This window comes from Methylobacterium sp. 1030, from assembly GCF_040544715.1.
Classification (GTDB): domain Bacteria; phylum Pseudomonadota; class Alphaproteobacteria; order Rhizobiales; family Beijerinckiaceae; genus Methylobacterium.
Genome location: NZ_JBEPKM010000016.1, coordinates 44,770 through 65,534, shown reverse-complemented (window position 1 = coordinate 65,534; position 20,765 = coordinate 44,770). Strand labels below are relative to the sequence as shown.

Here is a 20,765-nt window from a genome sequence, read left to right as displayed (position 1 = left end):
AACGCCCGCGCCGAGCCCGACACGCCGCGCGTGAAACCGCGACCGCCCCGCGCGCGAAGGGACAGCATGATCCGCCGCCTCGCCCTCCTGATCCTGGCCGTCGCCGCGAGCCTCTCGGCCGCCGCGGCACAGGGGTTCCGCACGCCCGCGGACCTCGTGCGCGCGAGCCTCGTGGCCGAGCCCGCCGCCGTCGCCGGCGCGCAGCCCTTCACGCTGGCGGTGCGGATGCAGGTCAAGCCCGGCTGGCACGTCTACTGGCGCAACCCGGGCGATTCCGGCTTGCCCCCGGAGGTGACCTGGACTCTGCCGGCCGGCTTCAACGCGAGCGCGATCCGCTGGCCGGCGCCGGAGCGCATCCCGATCGCGACTCTCATGAACTACGGCTACGAGGGTGAGGTCACGCTCCTCGTCCCGGTGACGCCGCCGCCGAGCCTCGACCCGGCCGACCCGGTGCGGATCCAGGCCAAGCTGACTTACCTCGTCTGCGAGACCGAGTGCGTGCCCGGCTCGGCCGATCTCGCCCTGACCCTGCCGGTCGGCAAGGCCGAGCCGGACCCGGCCAACGCCGCGCTGTTCGCGCGCGCCCGCGCCGCGCTCCCCGTGCCGGCGCTCTGGCCCCTGAGCCTGTCGAGCCAGGGCGACACCCTGCGCCTCGATTTCGTCGCGGCCGGCCTCAAGCCCGAGGCGGTCCGGAACGCCGCGTACTTCCCCTACGCCGAGACGGCGATCGACAACGCCGCCGCGCAGGTGATGAGCGTCGACGGGACCGGCCTGCACCTGACCCTCGCCCGGAGCAGCCCGACCGACCCGGTGCCCGCCGCGCTGCCCGGCGTCCTGACGGTCGAGGCGGTCGACGCCGCCGGGACCCGCCGGCTCGCCTTCGCGTACGGCGACGAGCCGGTCCTCCCGGCCGCCGCGGCGCCGGCCGCGACCGCGCCGCCCGCGACCGCGCCGGCCGCCGCCGACTTCGACGCGCTGACGCTGGCGACCGCCGCGGCCTTCGCCTTCCTCGGCGGCCTGATCCTCAATCTGATGCCCTGCGTCTTCCCGGTCCTGTCGATCAAGGTGCTCGGCCTCGTGCGGCACGCGGGCGAGGGGCCGGCTCGGCTGCGGCTCCACGGCCTCGCCTACACGGCCGGCGTCCTGGCGAGCTTCCTGGCGCTCGCCGCCGCGCTGATCGGCCTGAAGAGCGGCGGGGCCGCGATCGGCTGGGGGTTCCAGCTCCAGTCGCCCGCCATCGTGGCGGGGCTCGCCTACCTGCTGTTCGCGATGGGCCTGAGCCTCTCGGGCGCGGTCCATGTCGGAGGCCGGCTCGCCGGCCTCGGCGACGGCCTCACCCGGCGCGGCGGCCTGAGCGGCTCGTTCTTCACCGGCGTGCTCGCGACCCTGGTGGCGACGCCCTGCACGGCGCCGTTCATGGGCTCGGCGGTGGGCTTCGCGCTGACCCAGAGCGCCGGCGTGGCGCTCGCCGTCTTCGCGAGCCTCGGCCTCGGCCTCGCCCTGCCCTTCCTGCTCCTGACCCTCTGGCCGCCGGCCCTGCGGGCGCTGCCGCGGCCGGGCGCCTGGATGGAGACCCTCAAGCAGGTGCTGGCCTTCCCGGTCTACGCCACCGTGGCGTGGCTGATCTGGGTGCTGGCGCAGCAGGTCGACCCGCGCGGGCTGCTGGCGGCGCTGATCGGCCTCGTCCTCGTGGGCTTCGCCGCCTGGGCCTGGGAGCACGGCCGCGCCGCCCCGCCGCGGGCCGGCCGGGTCGCGCAGGCCGCCGCCGCGCTGGCGCTGATCGCCGTCGGGGCCCTCGCCGTCACCCTGCCCCGGGACCGCGCCGCGCCGGCCGCGCAGGCCGCCGCCGACGGGATCGAGCCGTTCACGCAGGCGCGCCTCGACGCCCTGGTCGACGCGCACCGCCCCGTCTTCGTGGACATGACCGCCGCGTGGTGCATCACCTGCGCGGTCAACGAGGCGACCTCGCTCAACACCAAGGCCGTGCGGGCCGCGATGGCCGAGCGCGGCGTGACCTACATGAAGGGCGACTGGACCAACCAGAACCCCGAGATTACCCGCCTCCTGGAGAAGCACGGGCGCAGCGGCGTCCCGCTCTACCTGCTCTATACCGGGACGGGAGAGCCCCAGGTGCTGCCGCAGATCCTCACCGAGGGGACGGTCCTGGCGGCGCTGGAGGCGGTGCCGGCCGCCTCGGGCCGGAGCGCGGCGCTGGCGCGCTGAATCCCTGGAGACCGGGACGCGCGGATCTTCGCGGGCCCGTCCCACCGTCTTTGCGAGCGGAGCGAAGCAACCCAGCAGCGCCGCGCGCATCGGCGTCCCGCCGCCCTGGGTCGCTTCGCTGCGCTCGCGATGACGGTGCGCCGGAGCGAAGTCCTATCCGGACGGCCAGTGAGGCCGCCTCAGGCCTCCAGCGAGAAGGTCTCGTCGAAGGCGTAGCCCGAGCCCCGGACCGTACGGATCGGGTCGGTCTGGCGCGGGCCGTTCAGCGCCTTGCGCAGCCGCCCGACATGGACGTCGACGGTACGCTCGTCGATGTAGACGTCGTGGCCCCACACCCCGTCGAGGAGCTGCTCGCGGGAGAAGACCCGGCCCGGCGCCAGCATCAGGAATTCCAGGAGCCGGAACTCCGTGGGGCCCAGATGCAGCTCCTCGCCGCCGCGGCGGACGCGGTGGCCGGTGCGGTCGAGTTCCAGGTCGCCGGCCGCTAGCCGGTCCGAGACGTGGGCGGGCTTGGCCCGGCGCAGGAGCGCGCGGATCCGGGCGAGCAGCTCCGGGACCGAGAACGGCTTGACGATGTAGTCGTCGGCGCCCGTGCCGAGACCGCGGACGCGGTCGCCCTCCTCGCCCCGGGCGGTGAGCATAATCACCGGCAGGCGCTCGGTCTCCCGGCGCGCCCGGATCCGGCGGCACAGCTCGATCCCCGAGAGGCCGGGCAGCATCCAGTCGAGCAGGACGAGGTCCGGGATCCGCTCCGCCAGGAGCAGCTCGGCGTCGTCGCCGCGCGCCGCCGAATCCACCAGGAAGCCCTCGGCCTCCAGGTTGTAGCGGAGCAGCGTGCTCAGGGCCTCCTCGTCCTCGACGATCAGGACTTGCATGCTCACGTTCGAAGACTCGTTCTGCGGGCGGTCCCCGGATGGTGCAGGAGGCGCCGCCCCGCCTCAACCCGCACGGAGAGTGACCCCGGCCGCGCCCACAGGAAGGCGCCGGGGTCGGCGCCTCACGGCGCCTGCACGCCGTCCACGGTCGCGTAGTTCGACGCGTCGTTCTTCGGCCGGTCACCCGCCAGCGTCTCGCCCGTGGCGAGGTAGTGGATCGTCTCGGCGATGTTGGTGGTGTGGTCGCCGATGCGCTCGACGTTCTTCGCGCAGAACAGGAGATGCGTGCAGAACGAGATGTTGCGCGGATCCTCCATCATGTAGGTCAGGAGCTCGCGGAACAGGGAATTGTACAGGGCGTCGATCTCGCCGTCGCGCTCCCAGACGTCGTGGGCCGCCTGGACGTCGCGGCTCCCGTAGGCGTCGAGCACGTCCTTGAGCTGACCCTCGGCGAGGTCGCTCATGTGGCGCACGCCGAGCACGATCTTCTGGGCCGGCGCCTGGTCGGAGATCGCCACCACGCGCTTGGCGACGTTCTTGGCGAGGTCGCCGATCCGCTCCAGATCGCCGGAGACGCGGATCGCCGAGATGGTCTCGCGCAGGTCGATCGCCAGGGGCTGGCGCCGGGCGATCAGCAGCACGGCGCGCTCCTCGATGTCCCGCTGCAGCGCGTCGAGGCGCTTGTCGGCGAGGATCACCGCCTGGGCGAGCGTGTCGTCCCGGCGCACGAGGGCGTCGGTCGCCTCCGCGGTCATCTTCTCGGCGACGCCGCCCATCTCCGAGATCGAGCGACGCAGGTTCTCCAGGTCGGTGTCGTAGGAGGTGACGATATGGCCGGGCATGGCGGATCCTTCGATGGGGTCCCGGGGACGGCCCTCCGGGAGGCTTGCGGGACCCGCCGGCGCGCCGGAGACGCGAGCGGCGGTCCCGGGACCGGAGCGGCCCGGCAGACTAGCCGAAGCGGCCGGTGATGTAGTCCTGCGTGCGGCGTTCCGTCGGGTTCATGAACATCCGGTTGGTCGGACCGAACTCGACGAGCTGCCCCAGATACATGAAGGCGGTGAACTGCGAGATGCGCGCCGCCTGCTGCATGTTGTGCGTGACGATCACGATGGTGAACTCGTCGCGCAGCTGCTCGATCAGCTCCTCGATGCGGCCGGTCGAGATCGGGTCGAGGGCCGAGGTCGGCTCGTCGAACAGGATCACCTCCGGCTTCTGCGCCACCGTCCGGGCGATGCACAGGCGCTGCTGCTGGCCGCCCGACAGGCCGGTCCCGGGCTGCCGGAGCTTGTCCTTCACCTCGTCCCAGAGGGCGGCCTTGCGCAGGGATTCCTCGATCCGGCCGTCGAGCTCGGATTTCGGCAGCTTCTCGTAGAGGCGCAGGCCGAAGGCCACGTTGTCGTAGATCGACATCGGGAACGGCGTCGGCTTCTGGAACACCATGCCGATGCGCGAGCGCAGCTCGTTCAGGTCGACGGAGGGGCTGAGGATGTTCTCGCCGTCGAGCAGGATCTCGCCCTCCGCGCGCTGCTCCGGGTAGAGGCTGTAGATCCGGTTGAAGCAGCGCAGCAGGGTGGACTTGCCGCAGCCCGAGGGGCCGATCAGCGCCGTCACCTGCCGGTCGTGGAAGTTGAGGTTGACGTCCTTCAGCCCGTGGAAGCTGCCGTAGTAGAAGTTCAGGTCCTTGACGGCGATCCGCACGGGGCCGCCCTCTTCGGCGCGGTTGCGGTTCAGCTCGACCGTGGGGATCGCGGAGGCGGCGTTCATCGTCGTGTCCTCGAAAGGGGGCTCAGCGCGAGGCCTGCGGCTTGATCACGAGGCGCGCGATGATCGACAGCGCCAGGATGGTGGTGGTGATCAGGAGCGCGCCCGCCCAGGCCAGGCCCTGCCAGTTCGGGTAGGGCGAGAGGGCGAACTGGTAGATCATCACCGGCAGGTTCGCGACGCCGCCCATCAGGTTGGCCGAGAACCAGGAATTGTTGTTGAGCGCGGTGAACAGCAGCGGCGCGGTCTCGCCGGCGATGCGGGCGAGGGCCAGGATGATGCCGGTGACGATGCCGGCCGAGGCCGCCCGCCAGGTCACGCTCATGATCACCGTCGAGGGCGGCGCGCCGAGCGCCGCGCCGGCCTCCCGCAGGGTGCCGGGCACGAGGCGCAGCATGTCCTCGGTGGTGCGCACGATCACCGGCACGGCGATGATCGCCAGCGCCACGCCGCCGGCCCAGCCCGAGTAGGTGCCCATCGGCCGCACCATCAGCGTGTAGACGAACAGGCCGATCAGGATCGACGGCGCCGAGAGCAGGACGTCGTTGAGGAAGCGGATCAGGGCGGCCAGCTTCGAGCCGCGCCCGTACTCGGCCAGGAAGGTCCCGGCCATGACGCCGACCGGCGTGGCGATCAGGATGCCGATCCCGGTCAGAACGAGGCTGCCCAGGATAGCGTTGGCGATGCCGCCGCCCTCGGAGCCCGGGCCCGGGGTCGGGTTGGTGAACAGGGTCGGCGTGAAGCCGCGCACGCCCTGGACGATCAGCATCACCAGGATCGAGCCGAGAACCAGGGCGCCGACCACCGTCGCGGCGGCGCAGGCGACGCGCAGGGTCCGGTCGGCGACGCGGCGCCCCTGGCGGACCCGGCCGGGGCGGCGCTGGGCGGTGGCGGCGATCGTGCTGGAGGAAACCATCGCGCGTGCTCCTCAGGCGGCCTGGACGCGGCGCGTCAGCAGCCGGGCGATGATGAGCACCACGAAGGTGATCACGAACAGGATGCAGCCCAGAGCCATCAGCGCGTTCAGCTGGAGGCCGTCCGCCTCGTTGAATTCGTTGGCGATGCGCGACGCGATGGTCGAGCTGGGGTCGAAGATCGAGGCCGAGAGCCGGTTGGCGTTGCCGACCACGAAGGTCACCGCCATCGTCTCGCCGAGCGCCCGGCCGAGGCCGAGCATGATCGCGCCGATGATCGAGACGGCCGCCTGCGGCACCAGCACGTGGCGCACGACCTCCCAGGTGGTGCAGCCGATCCCGTAGGCGCTCTCGCGCAGCACGGTCGGGATCTGGTCGAGCATGTCGCGGGCGATCGAGGCGATGAACGGCACGATCATGATCGCCAGGATGATCCCGGCGGTGAACACGCCGACGCCCGACGGCACCCGGGCGTAGAACAGCGTGCCGACGATCGGCATGCCCTCCACGAGGTTCGAGACCGGGATCTGGACGTAGCGCGCGAGGAGCGGCGCGAACACGAACAGGCCCCACATGCCGTAGATGATGCTCGGCACGGCCGCGAGCAGCTCGATCGTCATGGCGACCGGCTTGCGGGCCCAGCCCGGGCAGAGCTGGGTGAGGTAGACCGCGATGCCCAGCGAGACGGGCACGCCGATCAGCAGGGCCAGGAAGGCGGAGGCGACGGTCCCAATCACCGCGACCAGGGCGCCGTACTGCTCGGTCCCGACGTTCCAGGCGCTGGAGGTCAGGAAGCCGAAGCCGAACTCGCGGAAGGCGGGCCAGCCGCCGTACAGGATCGAGCCGAGGATGCCGGCGAGCACGAGCAGCACCAGCAGGGCCGCGCCGTACGAGCAGGTCCGGAACAGCGTGTCGAGGCTCCGGCTCGGCGCCTTCCGCGCGGTCGCGGAACGGGTTCGGCCGAGGGCGATCGATTCGGTCAAAGCGGGCATCCGCGGTTCTCTGCGAAGGGGGGCGTGGTAGCGCGGTGCGTTCCCGGAAGCGAGGGAGGAGGTTCTCACCCCCTCCCCGTCACGCTCACATGTTGAGGACAGGCTTGCCGTCCTTGCCCTTCACGTCCTTCCACTCCTGGTGGATCAGTTCGACGACGTTGTCCGGCAGCGGGACGTAGTCGAGGTCGGTGGCGAGCGTGTCGCCGTTCTTGTAGGCCCAGTCGAAGAACTTGAGCACGGCGGCGGACTTGGCCGGGTCGGCGGCGTCCTTGTGGACCAGGATGAAGGTCGCCGCCGTGATCGGCCACGCCGCCTCGCCCGGCTGGTTGGTCAGCGAGATGCCGAAGCCCGGGGTCGCCTTCCAGTCGGCGCTCGCCGCCGCGGCCTGGAACGCCTTGTCGTCGGGCTGCGGGTACTGGCCGGCCTTGTTCTGCAGCAGGGCGTAGGAGAGCTTGTTCTGCTTGGCGTAGGCCGACTCGACGTAGCCGATGGCGTTTGGAACCTGCTTGACGGTGGCGGTCACGCCCTCGTTGCCCTTGCCGCCCTGACCGACCGGCCAGGAGATCGTCGTGGCCGCGCCGTACTCCTTCTTCCAGGGCTCGGAGACCTGGGACAGGTAGGTGGTGAAGATGTTGGTCGTGCCCGACGCGTCGGAGCGGTAGACCGGGGTGATGTTGGCGTCGGGCAGCTTCAGCCCGTCATTGAGCTTGGCGATGCGCGGATCGCTCCACTTCGCGATCTTGCCGGCGTAGATGTCGGCCAGCACGTCGCCGGTGAGCTTCAGCTTGCCGGGCTCGATCCCGGGGATGTTCACCACCGGCACGACGCCGCCCATCACGGTCGGGAACTGGACGAGGCCGTCCTTGGCCAGCTGCTCGGGCTTCAGGGGCGCGTCGGTGGCGCCGAAATCGACCGTCTTGGCCTGGATCTGCTTGATGCCGCCGCCGGAGCCGATCGACTGGTAGTTGAGGCCCGAGCCGGTCTCCTTGCGATAGGCCTCGGCCCACTTCGAGTAGACCGGGAACGGGAAGGTGGCGCCGGCGCCGGTGATATCGGCGGCGAGCGCCGCGGACGCCAGCTGAACCGTCGCGAGGCCGACGGCGAGCGCGTAAGCGAAGGGTCTCAAAGGAATCTCCGTTGCCGTCGGGCTAGAGCCTGCGCTGCCCCGCCGGCGGGCCCGTGCCCGCGGCAGAGCCCTGCGGCCGATCTTCCGAAGAGACCCAGCGCCGGCCGCCCGATGGCCGGGCGGTTACGACAAGTAGATGACACCGGGATGACACGGGGGATGACGGGGGGACGACACCGCACGTCGGCCGGGCGCGGCACGGTTCCGGCCTCTCGCGCGTTCCTCTCAGCCAGGAGCGGCAGCCGGCAGCAGAAGGACGCGCGGATCGTGGGCGGCGACGAGGTGGATGCGGCGACGGAATCCGATCCGGCCTGGCTGGCCCTGCACGCCGAGCGGGAGGCCGTGGAGCGGGCGCTCGCGCTGGCGCAGGCCCGGCAGAAATTCAGCCCCGACCCGGATGCGGCCTCCGCGGCGCGCGTCGAGGAGGCGGAGCTGCTGGTGAGCCTCGACCGCGTGCTGACGCTGATTCGTGCGGCCGAGTACCGTCGCCGGCCGGGGGCGCGCCGCTGGTGAGGCCGCCGCCCCGGGTCAGACCGCCCGGCGCAGCTCCCGCTCCTTCTGGCGCAGGCGCAGGAGCAGCTCGACATGCGTGTCGGTGATCGGCTGCGTGTCGACGCTGCCCTCGTAGACCGTGCGGAGCGTGAGGCCGAGCTGGCGGGTGTCGACCACCCGCTTCAGGGGCTGTCCCGCGGGCAGAGACCCATCGGAGTCGACGACTGACGGCTTCATGGCTCCTCCCGCCCTTCGACCGCCCAACCCTGCCGCGGTACCGGGATGGCAGCATTCTCGCGATGAATAGTTAACGAATTGTTACCTTCAACCAACGGTTAAGGTTGACGCCGGTTCACGCATCGGCGCCCTGGAGGAGTCGCGCGGCTGCCGCCCGGGCCTCGTCGGTGACGGTGGCGCCCGCCAGCATCCGGGCGATCTCCTCGCGGCGCTCGGCGACCGGCAGGCTCGCCACCCGCGTGGCGACGCGGCCGGCCCCTTTCACGGGGGCCTTGGCGATCAGGAAATGCGTCTCCGCCCGCGCGGCGACCTGGGGCGCGTGGGTGACCGCGACTACCTGGACGGTCGCCGCCAGCCGGGCGAGCCGCATCCCGATGGCGTCCGCCACCGCGCCGCCCACGCCGGTATCGATCTCGTCGAAGATGAGCGTCGGGGCCGAGCCCTTGTCGGCCAGCACGACCTTCAGCGCCAGCATGAAGCGCGACAGCTCGCCGCCCGAGGCGACCTTCATCATCGGGCCGGGCTTGGTCCCGGGATTGGTCTGGGCCCAGAACTCGACCCTGTCGGTGCCGGCCGGGTCGCGGGAATCCGGGTCCGTGGCGATCTCGGTGATGAAGCGGGCGCGCTCCAGCTTGAGCGGCGGCAGCTCGGCCTTCACGGCCGCGTCGAGCTGCTTGGCCGCCCGGCGCCGCCCGGCGCTGAGCTTCTCGGCCGCCTCGGCGTAGGCGGCCTCCGCCGTCGCGAGCGCCTGCTCCAGCCCGGCCAGGGCCGCCTCGCCGGCATCGATCGCCGCCACGTCGCCGGCGTAGCGCTCCGCCAGGGCCGCGAGGTCGTCGGCCGGGACATCGTACTTGCGCGAGGCGGCGCGCAGGGCGAAGAGCCGCTCCTCGACGCGCTCCAGGTCGCGGGGATCGAACTCCGTCTCGGCCACCGCCGCCTCGAGGACCGCGCGGGCTTCGTCGAGGGCGACCATCGCGGCGTCGAGGACGTTCACGCAAGGGTCCACCAGGGCCGGCAGCTGCGCCGCGCGCCGCTCCAGCTTGCGCAGGGCGGCCGAGAGGTGCGGCACGCCGGAATGGGGGCCGCCGACGGCCTCGAGCGCCTCGTTGAGCTCGCGCGCGACCTTCTCGGATTGCTGCATGATCGTGCGGCGCTCGGCGAGCTGGGCCTCCTCACCGGCGAGCGGCGCCAGTGCGGCGAGCTCCTCCACGGCGTGGCGCAGGAAGTCGGATTCCTTGCGGGCCGCCTCCACGCGGGCGCGGTGCTCGGCGAGTTCGGTGCGGGCATGCCGCACGGTCCGCGACGCGGCGGCGACCTTCGCGAGCTGGGTCTGGAGGCCGCCGAAGGCATCGAGGATCGCCCGGTGCGAGGCGGGGTCGGCCAGCGCCCGGTCATCGTGCTGACCGTGGATCTCCACGAGGGCCGCGCCGATCGCCCGCAGGACCTGCACGCCCACCGGCTGGTCGTTGACGAAGGCGCGGGTCCGGCCGTCCGCCATCTGGGTCCGGCGCAGGATCAGGTCGCCCTCGGTGTCGATCTCGGCCTCGGCCGCGATCCGGCGCGCCGGATGGTCGAGGGGCAGGTCGAACACCGCCGTGACCGCGCCCTGCGCCTCGCCGTGGCGGACCAAGCGGCCGTCGCCGCGGCCGCCGAGCGCCAGGGCGAAGGCGTCGAGCAGGATCGATTTGCCCGCGCCCGTCTCCCCGGTCAGGACGCTGAGTCCCGATCGGAAATTCAGTTCGAGCCTGTCGATCAGGACGATGTCGCGGATCGCGAGCTGCGCCAGCATGCGGCGACGGGGATTCCTCAGGATGGGACCGCAGACATAAGGCCGCCGCGGCGCGGATTCACCCCAAAAATGCGTCGCACCACGCGGTCGGTGCAACGCGCCGGGCGCCGCAATGGGCAAGGCCCGGAGCGGCGGCTCCGGGCCTCGAGGTTTCGTGGGCGGTCCCCGCGCGGGCGCGGCGGCTTACTGGGCCGAGGCGGTCTTGCCCGTGACGGTCCGGTAGATCTTCGAGAGGAACGAGCTCTTCTCCTCGCGGGGCTCGAGACCGCCCTGCGCCAGCAGCGCGTGGGCGTCCTTGTACCAGGGGCTCTCCGGGAAGTTGTGGCCGAGCACCGCGGCGGCGTTCTGCGCCTCCTGGGTGATGCCGAGCGCCCAGTAGGCCTCGGTCAGGCGCTCGAGCGCCTCCTCGGCGTGCCGGGTGGTCTGATACTTGGCGACCACGTCGCGGAAGCGGTTGATCGCCGCCGGGAAATTGCGCTTCTCGAGGTAGAAGCGGCCGATCTCCATCTCCTTGCCGGCGAGCTGATCGCGGGTGATCTGGATCTTCGCCTTCGCGTCCGCGGCGTATTCGGAGGTCGGGTACTTCTGCACCAGCTCCTGCAGCGCGACGAGGGCCTTCTCGGAGCGCTCCTGATCGCGGGTGACGTCCGGGATCTGCTTATAGTTCGACATCGCCATCAGGTACTGCGCGTAGGCCGCATCCTTGCTGGCCGGATGGCGCTGCAGGTAGCGCTTCGAGGCGCTGATCGCGTCGTCGTACTTCTGGCCCTCGTAATTGGCGTAGGCCGTCATCAGCAGCGCCTTCCGGGACCAATCGGAGTACTGGTACTGCTTGTCCAGGCTGTCGAACTTCTTGACCGCGCCCTCGTAGTCGCTGTCCTCGAGCTTGGCGAGGCCGTCGCTGTACAGCTTGTCGGCCGGAACGTCCGGCACGACCTCGGGCTTGTACTTCTCGGCGAAGATGCTCGTCGGGTCGAAGTCGCAGCCGCCGAGGCCCAGGCCGAGGACGGCCACGAGGGGCGCCGCGAAGGCCGCTGCCCGGCGATGACGAATGGTGACAGGCATCTGGCGCTCTTTCCCGGAACCGGCGCCGTTGCGCGCCGTCATGCCATCGCGTGGGTGGATCCGGCCCGCCCCGGGCCGTGCCCGCCGTTCACGGACCGTTAAACCGTGCCGTTCGATTCGGGCACGAAAGCGGCAAGGCTGCGGCAGTCAGGATCGGTTGCGGGCTGTGGCCCGTCGGTCACAGGGGCTACAGGTCGCCCGCGAAGGCGGCGAGGCCCAGGCCGGCGCCGAGTTCGGACAGCACGGTCTCGCGGCGCGAGCCCTGCGCCTCGACGATGGCGTAGTTCGCCCGGTCGGCGAACAGGGCCGACAGCACCCCGACATTCATCCGGTGGCCGCCGCAATACGAGCGGTAGGCTCCCTGGATCGGCAGGCCCGCCAGGGCGAGGTCGCCGATGGCGTCGAGGATCTTGTGGCGGACGAACTCGTCCTGGAAGCGCAGGCCCTCGGGATTGACCACCGCGGTCTCGCCGACCGCCACGGTGTTCTCCAGGGAGGCGCCGAGGGCGAAGCCCGCCTTCCAGTAGCGCTCCACGTCCCGCATCATCCCGAAGGTGCGGGCGCCGGCGATCTCGCGGCGGTAGGTCGCGGGCGACAGGTCCATCGCCTTGCGGGAACGGCCGATCACCGGGCTCTCGAAGTCGATCTCGACGTCGAGGCGGAAGCCGCGGTCGATCGGGCGCAGTTCCGCGAAGGATGTCCCGGTCTCGATGCGGACGTGGCGGAGGATCTTGAGCCAGCGCCGCGGCGTGTCGCAGGTGGCGATGCCGGTCTGGTCGATCGCCTGGACGAAGGGGAGCGCGGACCCGTCGAGGATCGGCATCTCGGGGCCGTCGATCTCGACCAGAGCGTTGTCGACGCCCAGCCCGTACAGGGCGGACATCAGGTGCTCGACGGTGGCGACCGCGCCGGTCTCGACGTCACCCAGGACGGTGCAGAGTTCGGTGGCGGAGACGAGGGCGTGATGCGCCTTGATCAGGCGGTCGTTGCCGTGGGTGGTGCCGGTGCGGAGGAAGGCGATGCCGTGATTGGCCGGAGCGGGTCGGATGGTGATCTCGGCGGGGTTGCCGGAGTGAACTCCGATCCCCGAGAGAGTCGCCGGCCCTTTGAGGGTCGTCTGTTTATGCGTTCGCATTCCTTAGCCCCCGGGCGCGATCATTTCCGCCACCCCGACTGGGGGTGAGGAGAAACTGACTGATCCGTCCGCTGCTTGATGCCCTAGCCCACGCGATCAGGTTGTGTCCTGCTGCGTGTCGTCTCGATCACATGGTTTCTATAGCTGCGCCGCACAGGGCAGCCAAATCACGGATTCTTACGGTCTGTTACAGACACGCTTAGCGGTTCGTAACCACAAAGCGCTGCTCCACCAAAGGCTTAAAGGTTGGTTAATGCGTGACTAACCCGCGGCCGTTCTGTGGCGCGGATGCACCATGCGCCACGGCTCGAGAGCCGCGGCGCACAGCCTCGTCGAGCCCTATTCCTCACTGCAACAACCATGAGTTGCTTTGCTGCAGCGCGAAGGGGCCGGCGGTTTCCCGCCAGCCCCGGGCCGTGCCGGAGACCCGCCCCGGTCAGTTCGCCTGACGGCGGAGGAAGGCCGGGATCTCGAGCTGATCGTCGTCCATCATCCGCGGCTGGGGCGCGGCCCGTCCCTGACCGTCGAGGTTGCCCTGGGCCGGGCGGTACTGCGGGACCGCGGGGGCGGCCGGAGCGCGCGGGGCCGGCGGCACGTGGGGCTGCGCCATGTGGGGCTGGGCCATGTGCGACTGGGCCATGTGCGACTGGGCCATATGCGGCTGCGGGGCGGCTGGCGAGGCCGGCCGGGCCGCCGGGGCGCCGTCCAAGTCCTCGCGGCGGCCGCCGAAGCCCACCGTCGCGAGCCGGCGCAGCAGCGAGGTCCGCTTGGATTCCGGGGCGGCCTCCTCGGCAGCGCGGTTCGCCATGATCTGCGTCTGGGCGATCGGCGGCAGCTCGTGGATCTGCGGCATGCGCGGGGCGCGGGCGAGCGGCGTGCCCGTCGGGGCGGCCGGACGCGGCGGCACGAACGGGCCGGCCTCGACGGCGGGCGCCGCCTCGACGCGCTGCGGCGCGGGGGCCGGGACGAACGGCGCCGCGGCGCGCGCCTGGACCGGGGCGAGCACGACGTCGTCGCGGGTCATCGGCGCGGCGGCCTCGATGCGGCTGTCGATCCGCGACTCGGGGCGCATCTCGGGGGCCGCGAGCGGCGCGGGGGCCGGGGCGGGCATCGGCGCCGGGGCGACCGACTCGGTGCGGATGCTCGGCACCGGCGAGGCGGCGCGCGAGCGGGCCTCGGCGCGCAGGCGCTCGGCAACCTCGGCGATGCGCTGCTCGGTCTCGGCGATGGCCGGGTTGTTGGGCGAGTTCGCCGAGATCAGCGCCGGCTCGATGCCGGTGGCGACCACCGACACGCGGATGATGCCGTCGAGGCTCTCGTCGAAGGTGGCGCCCAGGATGATGTTGGCGTCCTGGTCGACCTCCTCGCGGATGCGGGTGGCGGCCTCGTCGAGCTCGTAGAGGGTCAAGTCGGAGCCGCCGGTGATCGAGATCAGCAGGCCGCGGGCGCCCTTCATCGAGACGTCGTCGAGCAGCGGGTTGGCGATGGCGGCCTCGGCGGCGCGGTTGGCGCGCTTCTCGCCGGACGCCTCGCCGGTGCCCATCATGGCCTTGCCCATGCCGCGCATGATCGCCCGGACGTCGGCGAAGTCGAGGTTGATGAGGCCCTCCTTCACCATCAGGTCGGTGATGCAGGCGACGCCCGAGTAGAGCACCTGGTCGGCCATCGCGAAGGCGTCCGCGAAGGTGGTCTTCTCGTTGGCGACCCGGAACAGGTTCTGGTTCGGGATCACGATCAGGGTGTCGACCGCGGCCTGCAGCTCCTGGATGCCGGACTCGGCGGTCCGCATGCGGCGCATGCCCTCGAACTGGAACGGCTTGGTCACGACGCCGACCGTCAGGATGCCCATGTCGCGGGCCGCCCGGGCGATGACCGGCGCGGCGCCGGTGCCGGTGCCGCCGCCCATGCCGGCGGTGATGAAGCACATGTGGGCGCCGGAGAGCTGGTCGCGGATCTCGTCGATCACCTCGTCGGCGGCGGCCGAGCCGACCTCCGGGTGCGATCCGGCGCCGAGGCCCTGGGTGACGCCCAGGCCCATCTGGATCACCCGCTCGGCCTTCGAGGAGGTGAGCGCCTGCGCGTCGGTGTTGGCCACGACGAACTCGCAGCCGAGGAGGCCCGACTCGATCATGTTGTTGACGGCGTTGCCGCCGGCGCCGCCGACGCCGAAGACGGTGATGCGGGGCTTCAGTTCCCGGATGTCCGGCGCCTGGAGGGTGATGGCCATGGTGTCGAGCCTCTCGCTAACTGTGCTGTCCGTGCGACGCCTGGGCGCCGGATCCCTTCGATCCCCCCGCGCGAGCGGGCGGGCGTGAAACCTAGAAGCTGTCCCGGAGCCAGCGGCCGACCCGGTTCAGGTAGTTGTCGGTCCCGGTCGCCGCGAAGGCGCCGTGCCCCCGCGGCTCGAAATGCTCGGCATGGGCGACCTGCGGGTAGACGAGCAGGCCGACCGCGGCCGAGAAGGCCGGACCCTTGGCGGCTTCCGGCAGGCCCCGGATGCCGAGGGGCCGTCCGATCCGCACCTGACCCTGGAGGACGCGGCGGGCGACCTCGGGCAGACCGACGAGCTGGCTGGCGCCGCCGGTGAGGACGACGCGCCGCCCGGCCTGGGCGGCGAAGCCCGCGTCGCGCAGGCGGTCCCGCACCAGCTCGACCACCTCCTCGACGCGCGGCTTGATGATCCGCACGAGCTGCGAGCGCGGGATGTGGGCCGGCGCCTCGCCCTCGTCCTCGCCGACGCCGTGCACGGCGATCATGTCGCGGTCGTCGGAGGGGGTGGAGAGGGCCGAGCCGTAGAGGGTCTTCAGCCGCTCGGCCGCCGCCATGCGGGTGGAGAGGCCGCGGGCGATGTCCATGGTGACGTGGTGGCCGCCGACCGCCAGGGCGTCCACGTGAACGAGGTGGCCGCCGGAGAACACGCCGACGCTGGTGGTGCCGCCGCCCATGTCGACGACGCAGACGCCCATCTCGGCCTCGTCGTCGACCAGCGCCGAGAGGCCGGCCGCGTAGGGCGTGGCGATCACCGCCTCGACGCCGAGGTGGCAGTGCTCCACCGCCAGCATGACGTTGCGGGCGGCCGCGAGCTCGCTGGTGACGACGTGCAGGTCGACGCTGAGCGCCTCTCCGATCATGCCCGACGGGTCGATGACGGCGCCCTGCCCGTCGAGGGCGTAGCCGGTGGGCAGCGCGTGCAGCACGGCCCGGCCGGGGCTGACGCCGTGGGCGCTGGCGGTCTCGAGCACCCGCTCGACGTCGCTGCCCGTGACGGTGCCCGAGCGGACGTTCACCCGCGCCTGGAAATGCTGCGAGGCGAGCCGGCCGCCCGACATGTTGACGATGACCGACTGGACCTCGACCTTGGCCATCCGCTCGGCGGCGTGGACCGCCTGACGGATCGCGCTCTCGGCCGCGGCGAGATCGACGATGGCGCCGCCCTTCAGGCCCAGGGAGCGCTGGTGGCCGATGCCGATGATGCGCGCGAGGTGCGTGCGGCCGCGGAGCGTCGTGAGCGCTTCGGCGGGCTGCAGCTCGGCGATGAGGCAGACCACCTTGCTCGTGCCGATGTCGAGCACCGAGAGGGTGGTCGAGCGCCGGGCGGAGAGCGGCTTCAAGCGCGGCGTGAGGCCGTGTTGGCTGTGCATTGACGCTACCGGGCGCGGGATGCGGGACGGGCGGAGATCGACAGGAAGGGCATCAGCTGGCCGCGCCCTTCTTCTTCGCCTTCTGGGCTTCCGCGCGGGCGGCGGCGGCCTCCTCGGTCAGGCGCACCACCAGGCGGTCCGGCATGCGCAGGTCCACCGCGATGACGTCCTTCTCGAGCAGGTGGGCCTCGCGCTCGAACCGGACGAGGCGGGCGAGCGCCGCGGCCGGATCGACCTCGGGCAGGCGCACGTCGATGCCGTCGAACTTGAGGGTCCAGCGCCGGCCCGACACGTAGGTGCCGGCCTTGATCCGCTCGGCGAGCGGCCCCGCGGCGGCGATGAGGGCGAGGTATTCCGGAAGCTTGGTGTTGGCGTCCTCGCCGACCACCAGGGGCAGGCTGGCGTAGCGGTCGTCGCGCATGGCGTCGATGACGGTGCCGTCGGCGGCGATCACGCTGATCTCGCCGTTCTTCTGCCAGAGGGCCGCGGGCTCGCGCTCCACCTGGGTGATGGCGATCTCGTTGGGGTAGATCTTCCGGACCGAGGCCTGCGCGATCAGCGGCACGCGGAGCAGCCGCTCGCGCACGTCGTTGACGTCGAGGAAGGGAACCGAGGAGCGCCAGTCGATCCCGGCGGCCGCCAGGACCTCGCGCTCGTACATGCGGGAGATGCCCGAGATGGTGACGCGCTCGACGCCGAAGCCGGCGACGCGCGCGGCGATGTCGAGGGGGCGGCCCTGCTCGGCCACGAACGCGTCGTAGCGGCCGCTGGCCACGAAACCGGCGAGCGCCACGGCGGCGGCGGAGACGGAGACCGCCACGATCCCGGCGCCGCGGGGCAGGCGCTCGCTCAGGCGCTGACTCGGGCGGGCCCGACGAACCGAGAGCGACCGGGACGTGCCGCGGCCGGTGAGCCGTCCCAGGATCGCGCCGGCGAGGCGCGCGGGACCGCTCCGGCCGGCGGCGTCGCCGCTCAGCGATTCAGGGAAGCGTCCTCCACCATCCATCGGACGAGCTCACCGAAACTCAGGCCCGCATGGGCCGCCATCTCCGGCACAAGGCTCGTCTGGGTCATGCCGGGTTGCGTGTTGACCTCCAGAACCACGAGCAGACCGGTTCCACCCGGTGTGTCGTCGTAGCGAAGGTCGGCACGGCTGACGCCCCGACAGCCCAGTGCTTGATGCGCCGTTAACGACAGTTCTTGGACACGCTGGTAAACATTTGGTTTAAGTTCGGCCGGGAGCACGTGCACCGAGCCCCCCGGGGCGTACTTGGCGTCGTAATCGTACCAATCCCCCGTGGCGGCCTTCACCTCGATCACCCCGAGGGCCTTGTCGCCCATCACGCCGCAGGTGAGTTCGCGGCCAGCAATGTAAGGTTCTGCAAGGACTTGCTCGCCGAACGTCCACTCCTCGGAGGCGAGGATCTGGGGCGGGTGCGAGCGGCCGTCGCGCACGATGATCACACCCACCGATGAGCCTTCCGCGATCGGTTTCACGACGTAGGGTGGCGGCAGGGGGTGTGTCCTGGCGGCCTCACGACGGTTAACGATCCGGCCCTCGGGCACGTCGACGCCGGCGGCGCGCATGACGGTCTTGGCCCGCTCCTTGTTCATCGCGAGCGCCGACGCGAGGACGCCGGAATGGGTGTAGGGGATCTTGAGGATCTCCAGCAGGCCCTGGATGGTGCCGTCCTCGCCGTCCGGCCCGTGGAGCGCGTTGAAGGCCACGTCCGGCCGGAGCGCCGTCAGCACCGCGGCGATGTCGGGGCCGACATCGACCCGGGTGACCCGGTAGCCCTCCCCTTCGAGCGCGTCGGCGCAGGCCTTGCCGGAACTGAGGGAGACCTCGCGCTCGGCGGAGGTGCCGCCCAGCAGGACGGCGACGTGCTTGGACATCAGGGCACCTCGAATAGGTCGGCTTCAATCAGGATCTGAGCGCACCGGTCCGTCCGGAACACCGCTCTCACGTCGTGCCGGCGGGGCGGCCGATGCGCCGGATCTCCCAGCGCAATGCGACCCCGCTGGTCTCCCGGACGCGGCGGCGGACCTCCTCGCCGAGCCCCTCGATGTCGGCCGCGCTCGCGGTACCGGTGTTGATCAGGAAGTTGCAGTGCATCTCGCTGACCTGGGCGCCGCCCCGCCTCAATCCGCGGCAGCCGGCGGCGTCGACGAGCTGCCACGCCTTGCCGCCGTCCGGGTTGGCGAAGGTCGAGCCGCCGGTCCGCTCGCGGATCGGCTGCGCGGCCTCGCGGGCGGCGGTGACCCGCTCCATCTCGGCCTCGATGGCGACCCGGTCGCCGGGCCGCCCGCGGAAGACGGCGCGCGTGAAGATCACGTCCTCCGGGGCGTCCGAGTGCCGGTAGGAGAAGCCCATGTCGGCGTGGCTGAAGGTGCGCAGCGCGCCCCCGCGGTCGATGCCGCGGGCCTCGACCAGCACGTCAGTGGTCTCGCCACCGTGCGCGCCCGCGTTCATGCGCAGCGCCCCGCCGATCGAGCCGGGGATGCCCCGGTAGAAGGCGAGCCCGTCGAGCCCGGCCTCGGCGGCCGCCTTGGCGAGGCGCATGTCCGGGACCGCGGTGCCGACGGTCAGCGCGTCGCCGTCGACCGCGATGCTGCCGAAGGCCTTGCCGCCGAGGCGCACGACCACGCCCGGCACGCCGCCGTCCCGCACGATCAGGTTCGAGCCGAGCCCGATCACCGTGACCGGCACGTCCGGATCGAGAGCGGCGAGGAGGCGGGCGAGATCCTCCTCGTCGGCTGGGGTGAACAGCACCTCGGCCGGTCCGCCGACCCGGAACCAGGTGAGGTCGGCGAGCGGCTGGTCGGCGAGCAGGCGCCCGCGGAGGTCGGGCGCGGCGGCCCGGATGCGATCGTGCAGAGAGGCGGTCATCTGTGTGTCTCCCCTCGCCCCGCCCGCGGGGAGAGGGATGCGGCGATCCTGGTGTCGTCGCATCGGGGTGGCAGCGGACGCTGCGAGGCCGGGGTCCGGAGAGTCACCGCCGGGTTCATCCTCGGAGCGCAGCCCAGTGTGGACGGTCGAGGGTGCCGCCGACCCGAGAGGCCTCCCGGGGCAGGCGCGCGCACCGCGCCTACCGTCCCCGCGCGGCGAGTTCGTCCGGCAGGGCGTAGGCCCACTGGGTGATCGTGCCGGCGCCGAGGCACACCACGTAGTCGCCGGGCTTGGCGAGGTCCGCGATGATACCCGCGAGTTCCTCCGGCCGCTCCAGGGCCCGGGCGTCGCGGTGACCGCGGGAGCGCAGGCCGGCCACGAGGCTGTCGCGGTCGAAGCCCTCGATCGGCTGCTCGCCGGCCGCGTAGACAGGCGCGACGATGACCGTGTCGGCATCGTTGAAGCAGGTGCAGAAATCGTCGAACAGCGACTGCAGCCGGGTGTAGCGGTGCGGCTGCACGATGGCGACGACGCCGTGCTCGGTCGAGGCGCGGGCGGCCTTGAGCACCGCCTTGATCTCCACCGGATGGTGTCCGTAATCGTCGAAGATCGTCGCGCCGTTCCACTCGCCGGTGCGGGTGAAGCGCCGCTTCACGCCGCCGAAGCCCGCGAGCGCCTGGCGGATCGCGTCCGGCTTCACGCCGAGCTCGTGCGCGACGGCGAGCGCCGCGGTGGCGTTGAGGGCGTTGTGCTTGCCGGGCATCGGGAGGACGAGATCCTCCATCTCCATCCGGTAGCCGGGCCGACGGTCGCGGATCATCACCCGGAAGCGGCTCTGGCCGCCGCGCAGGTCCACGTCGATCAGGCGCACGTCGGCCTGCGGGTTCTCGCCGTAGGTGATGATCCGCCGGTCCTCGATATGGCCGACGAGATCCTGGACCACCGGGTGGTCGATGCACATCACCGCGAAGCCGTAGAACGGGATGTTGTCGATGAAGCGCCGGAACGCGTCCTTGATCGCGTCGAACGAGCCGAAATGGTCGAGATGCTCGGGATCGATGTTGGTGACGATCGCGACGTCGGCCGGCAGCTTCAGGAAGGTGCCGTCGGACTCGTCGGCCTCCACCACCATCCACTCGCCCGCCCCCATGCGGGCGTTGGTGCCGTAGGCGTTGATGATGCCGCCGTTGATCACGGTCGGGTCGAGGTTGCCGGCGTCGAGCAGCGTGGCGACGAGCGACGTGGTCGTGGTCTTGCCGTGCGTGCCGGCGATCGCCACGCAGGACTTGAAGCGCATCAGTTCGGCCAGCATCTCGGCCCGTCGCACCACGGGCAGGCGTCGCTCGCGGGCGGCCTGCAGCTCGGGGTTGTCGCGCCGGATCGCAGTCGAGACGACGACGAGGGCGGCCTCCTCGACGTTCTTGGCATCGTGGCCCACGAAGGTGCGCATGCCCTTCTCGGCGAGACGGCGGACATTGGCGTTGTCGGAGGCGTCCGAGCCCTGCACCGTGTAGCCGAGGTTGTGCATCACTTCGGCGATGCCGGACATGCCGATGCCGCCGATGCCGATGAAGTGGATGGGGCCGAGCTTGTCGGGCAGCTTCATGGGTCGAACCGTCTGG

Annotated in this window: 18 protein-coding genes; 2 read left to right on the top strand and 16 right to left on the bottom strand. The window is 71.6% G+C overall.

Annotation, left to right across the window (positions count from 1 at the left end; all coding sequences use genetic code 11):
- Positions 1-66: 66 nt before the first annotated feature.
- The gene (locus ABIC30_RS22450; RefSeq protein WP_020094144.1) at positions 67-2,223 is read left to right on the top strand and encodes a protein-disulfide reductase DsbD family protein; all 2,157 of its coding nucleotides are present in this window, start codon (positions 67-69) and stop codon (positions 2,221-2,223) included.
- A 179-nt stretch (positions 2,224-2,402) separates the two neighbouring features.
- On the opposite strand, the gene phoB is transcribed toward ABIC30_RS22450, so the two are convergent.
- The 6 genes from phoB to pstS all read right to left on the bottom strand — a co-directional run bounded on the left by phoB (position 2,403) and on the right by pstS (position 7,894).
- Positions 2,403-3,098, bottom strand: a complete 696-nt coding sequence (gene phoB / locus ABIC30_RS22445; RefSeq protein ID WP_042671704.1) for a phosphate regulon transcriptional regulator PhoB — start codon at positions 3,096-3,098, stop codon at positions 2,403-2,405.
- A gap of 122 nt (positions 3,099-3,220) precedes the next feature.
- Positions 3,221-3,940 (bottom strand): phosphate signaling complex protein PhoU, encoded by a 720-nt coding sequence (phoU, locus tag ABIC30_RS22440; protein ID WP_020094142.1) that lies wholly within the window; start codon positions 3,938-3,940, stop codon positions 3,221-3,223.
- Between the two features lie 109 nt (positions 3,941-4,049).
- The gene (gene pstB / locus ABIC30_RS22435; protein ID WP_020094141.1) at positions 4,050-4,865 is read right to left on the bottom strand and encodes a phosphate ABC transporter ATP-binding protein PstB; all 816 of its coding nucleotides are present in this window, start codon (positions 4,863-4,865) and stop codon (positions 4,050-4,052) included.
- 22 nt (positions 4,866-4,887) lie between these two features.
- Complete coding sequence (pstA, locus tag ABIC30_RS22430) at positions 4,888-5,778, bottom strand: phosphate ABC transporter permease PstA (RefSeq protein ID WP_354456103.1); 891 nt, start codon at positions 5,776-5,778, stop codon at positions 4,888-4,890.
- Between the two features lie 12 nt (positions 5,779-5,790).
- Positions 5,791-6,768, bottom strand: a complete 978-nt coding sequence (gene pstC / locus ABIC30_RS22425) for a phosphate ABC transporter permease subunit PstC (RefSeq protein WP_026605081.1) — start codon at positions 6,766-6,768, stop codon at positions 5,791-5,793.
- Between the two features lie 85 nt (positions 6,769-6,853).
- Positions 6,854-7,894 carry a phosphate ABC transporter substrate-binding protein PstS gene (gene pstS, locus ABIC30_RS22420; RefSeq protein WP_020094138.1) on the bottom strand — a complete coding sequence of 347 codons (1,041 nt, stop codon included), beginning with the start codon at positions 7,892-7,894 and terminating at the stop codon, positions 6,854-6,856.
- Between the two features lie 267 nt (positions 7,895-8,161).
- Between pstS and ABIC30_RS22415 the strand changes: the two genes are divergently transcribed.
- Complete coding sequence (locus tag ABIC30_RS22415) at positions 8,162-8,407, top strand: hypothetical protein (RefSeq protein WP_020094137.1); 246 nt, start codon at positions 8,162-8,164, stop codon at positions 8,405-8,407.
- Between the two features lie 15 nt (positions 8,408-8,422).
- On the opposite strand, the gene ABIC30_RS22410 is transcribed toward ABIC30_RS22415, so the two are convergent.
- From ABIC30_RS22410 to murC, 10 genes are all read right to left on the bottom strand, one after another.
- Positions 8,423-8,623 (bottom strand): hypothetical protein, encoded by a 201-nt coding sequence (locus ABIC30_RS22410; protein ID WP_354456102.1) that lies wholly within the window; start codon positions 8,621-8,623, stop codon positions 8,423-8,425.
- 115 nt (positions 8,624-8,738) lie between these two features.
- Complete coding sequence (gene recN, locus ABIC30_RS22405) at positions 8,739-10,412, bottom strand: DNA repair protein RecN (protein ID WP_020094135.1); 1,674 nt, start codon at positions 10,410-10,412, stop codon at positions 8,739-8,741.
- Between the two features lie 183 nt (positions 10,413-10,595).
- Positions 10,596-11,477: an outer membrane protein assembly factor BamD gene (locus ABIC30_RS22400; protein ID WP_091979221.1), complete on the bottom strand. Its 882-nt coding sequence runs from the start codon at positions 11,475-11,477 to the stop codon at positions 10,596-10,598.
- Between the two features lie 187 nt (positions 11,478-11,664).
- Complete coding sequence (lpxC, locus tag ABIC30_RS22395) at positions 11,665-12,612, bottom strand: UDP-3-O-acyl-N-acetylglucosamine deacetylase (RefSeq protein ID WP_020094133.1); 948 nt, start codon at positions 12,610-12,612, stop codon at positions 11,665-11,667.
- 436 nt (positions 12,613-13,048) lie between these two features.
- Positions 13,049-14,839, bottom strand: a complete 1,791-nt coding sequence (gene ftsZ, locus ABIC30_RS22390; RefSeq protein ID WP_354456101.1) for a cell division protein FtsZ — start codon at positions 14,837-14,839, stop codon at positions 13,049-13,051.
- Between the two features lie 91 nt (positions 14,840-14,930).
- Positions 14,931-16,253 carry a cell division protein FtsA gene (gene ftsA / locus ABIC30_RS22385; protein ID WP_012319319.1) on the bottom strand — a complete coding sequence of 441 codons (1,323 nt, stop codon included), beginning with the start codon at positions 16,251-16,253 and terminating at the stop codon, positions 14,931-14,933.
- Between the two features lie 52 nt (positions 16,254-16,305).
- A complete protein-coding gene (locus tag ABIC30_RS22380; protein WP_020094131.1) occupies positions 16,306-17,259 on the bottom strand; it encodes a cell division protein FtsQ/DivIB in 954 nt (317 codons plus the stop codon).
- Entirely contained in the window at positions 17,226-18,149 is a 924-nt protein-coding gene (locus ABIC30_RS22375; protein WP_020094130.1) for a D-alanine--D-alanine ligase, read from the bottom strand. The genes ABIC30_RS22380 and ABIC30_RS22375 overlap by 34 nt, the downstream gene beginning before the upstream one ends.
- A 67-nt stretch (positions 18,150-18,216) precedes the next feature.
- On the bottom strand, positions 18,217-19,143 hold the full coding sequence (gene murB, locus ABIC30_RS22370; RefSeq protein WP_020094129.1) for a UDP-N-acetylmuramate dehydrogenase: 927 nt from the start codon (positions 19,141-19,143) through the stop codon (positions 18,217-18,219).
- Between the two features lie 199 nt (positions 19,144-19,342).
- Positions 19,343-20,749: a UDP-N-acetylmuramate--L-alanine ligase gene (murC, locus tag ABIC30_RS22365; RefSeq protein ID WP_091927097.1), complete on the bottom strand. Its 1,407-nt coding sequence runs from the start codon at positions 20,747-20,749 to the stop codon at positions 19,343-19,345.
- Positions 20,750-20,765 lie beyond the last annotated feature (16 nt).

What these genes read in the sequence shown, in the direction of transcription:
- ABIC30_RS22450 (WP_020094144.1), top strand. Translation starts at nt 67, where the DNA reads ATGATCCGCCGCCTCGCCCTCCTGATCCTGGCCGTCGCCGCGAGCCTC.
- phoB (WP_042671704.1), bottom strand. Translation starts at nt 3,098, where the DNA reads ATGCAAGTCCTGATCGTCGAGGACGAGGAGGCCCTGAGCACGCTGCTC.
- phoU (WP_020094142.1), bottom strand. Translation starts at nt 3,940, where the DNA reads ATGCCCGGCCATATCGTCACCTCCTACGACACCGACCTGGAGAACCTG.
- pstB (WP_020094141.1), bottom strand. Translation starts at nt 4,865, where the DNA reads ATGAACGCCGCCTCCGCGATCCCCACGGTCGAGCTGAACCGCAACCGC.
- pstA (WP_354456103.1), bottom strand. Translation starts at nt 5,778, where the DNA reads ATGGTTTCCTCCAGCACGATCGCCGCCACCGCCCAGCGCCGCCCCGGC.
- pstC (WP_026605081.1), bottom strand. Translation starts at nt 6,768, where the DNA reads ATGCCCGCTTTGACCGAATCGATCGCCCTCGGCCGAACCCGTTCCGCG.
- ABIC30_RS22410 (WP_354456102.1), bottom strand. Translation starts at nt 8,623, where the DNA reads ATGAAGCCGTCAGTCGTCGACTCCGATGGGTCTCTGCCCGCGGGACAG.
- recN (WP_020094135.1), bottom strand. Translation starts at nt 10,412, where the DNA reads ATGCTGGCGCAGCTCGCGATCCGCGACATCGTCCTGATCGACAGGCTC.
- ABIC30_RS22400 (WP_091979221.1), bottom strand. Translation starts at nt 11,477, where the DNA reads ATGCCTGTCACCATTCGTCATCGCCGGGCAGCGGCCTTCGCGGCGCCC.
- lpxC (WP_020094133.1), bottom strand. Translation starts at nt 12,612, where the DNA reads ATGCGAACGCATAAACAGACGACCCTCAAAGGGCCGGCGACTCTCTCG.
- ftsZ (WP_354456101.1), bottom strand. Translation starts at nt 14,839, where the DNA reads ATGGCCATCACCCTCCAGGCGCCGGACATCCGGGAACTGAAGCCCCGC.
- ftsA (WP_012319319.1), bottom strand. Translation starts at nt 16,253, where the DNA reads ATGCACAGCCAACACGGCCTCACGCCGCGCTTGAAGCCGCTCTCCGCC.
- ABIC30_RS22380 (WP_020094131.1), bottom strand. Translation starts at nt 17,259, where the DNA reads ATGGATGGTGGAGGACGCTTCCCTGAATCGCTGAGCGGCGACGCCGCC.
- ABIC30_RS22375 (WP_020094130.1), bottom strand. Translation starts at nt 18,149, where the DNA reads ATGTCCAAGCACGTCGCCGTCCTGCTGGGCGGCACCTCCGCCGAGCGC.
- murB (WP_020094129.1), bottom strand. Translation starts at nt 19,143, where the DNA reads ATGACCGCCTCTCTGCACGATCGCATCCGGGCCGCCGCGCCCGACCTC.
- murC (WP_091927097.1), bottom strand. Translation starts at nt 20,749, where the DNA reads ATGAAGCTGCCCGACAAGCTCGGCCCCATCCACTTCATCGGCATCGGC.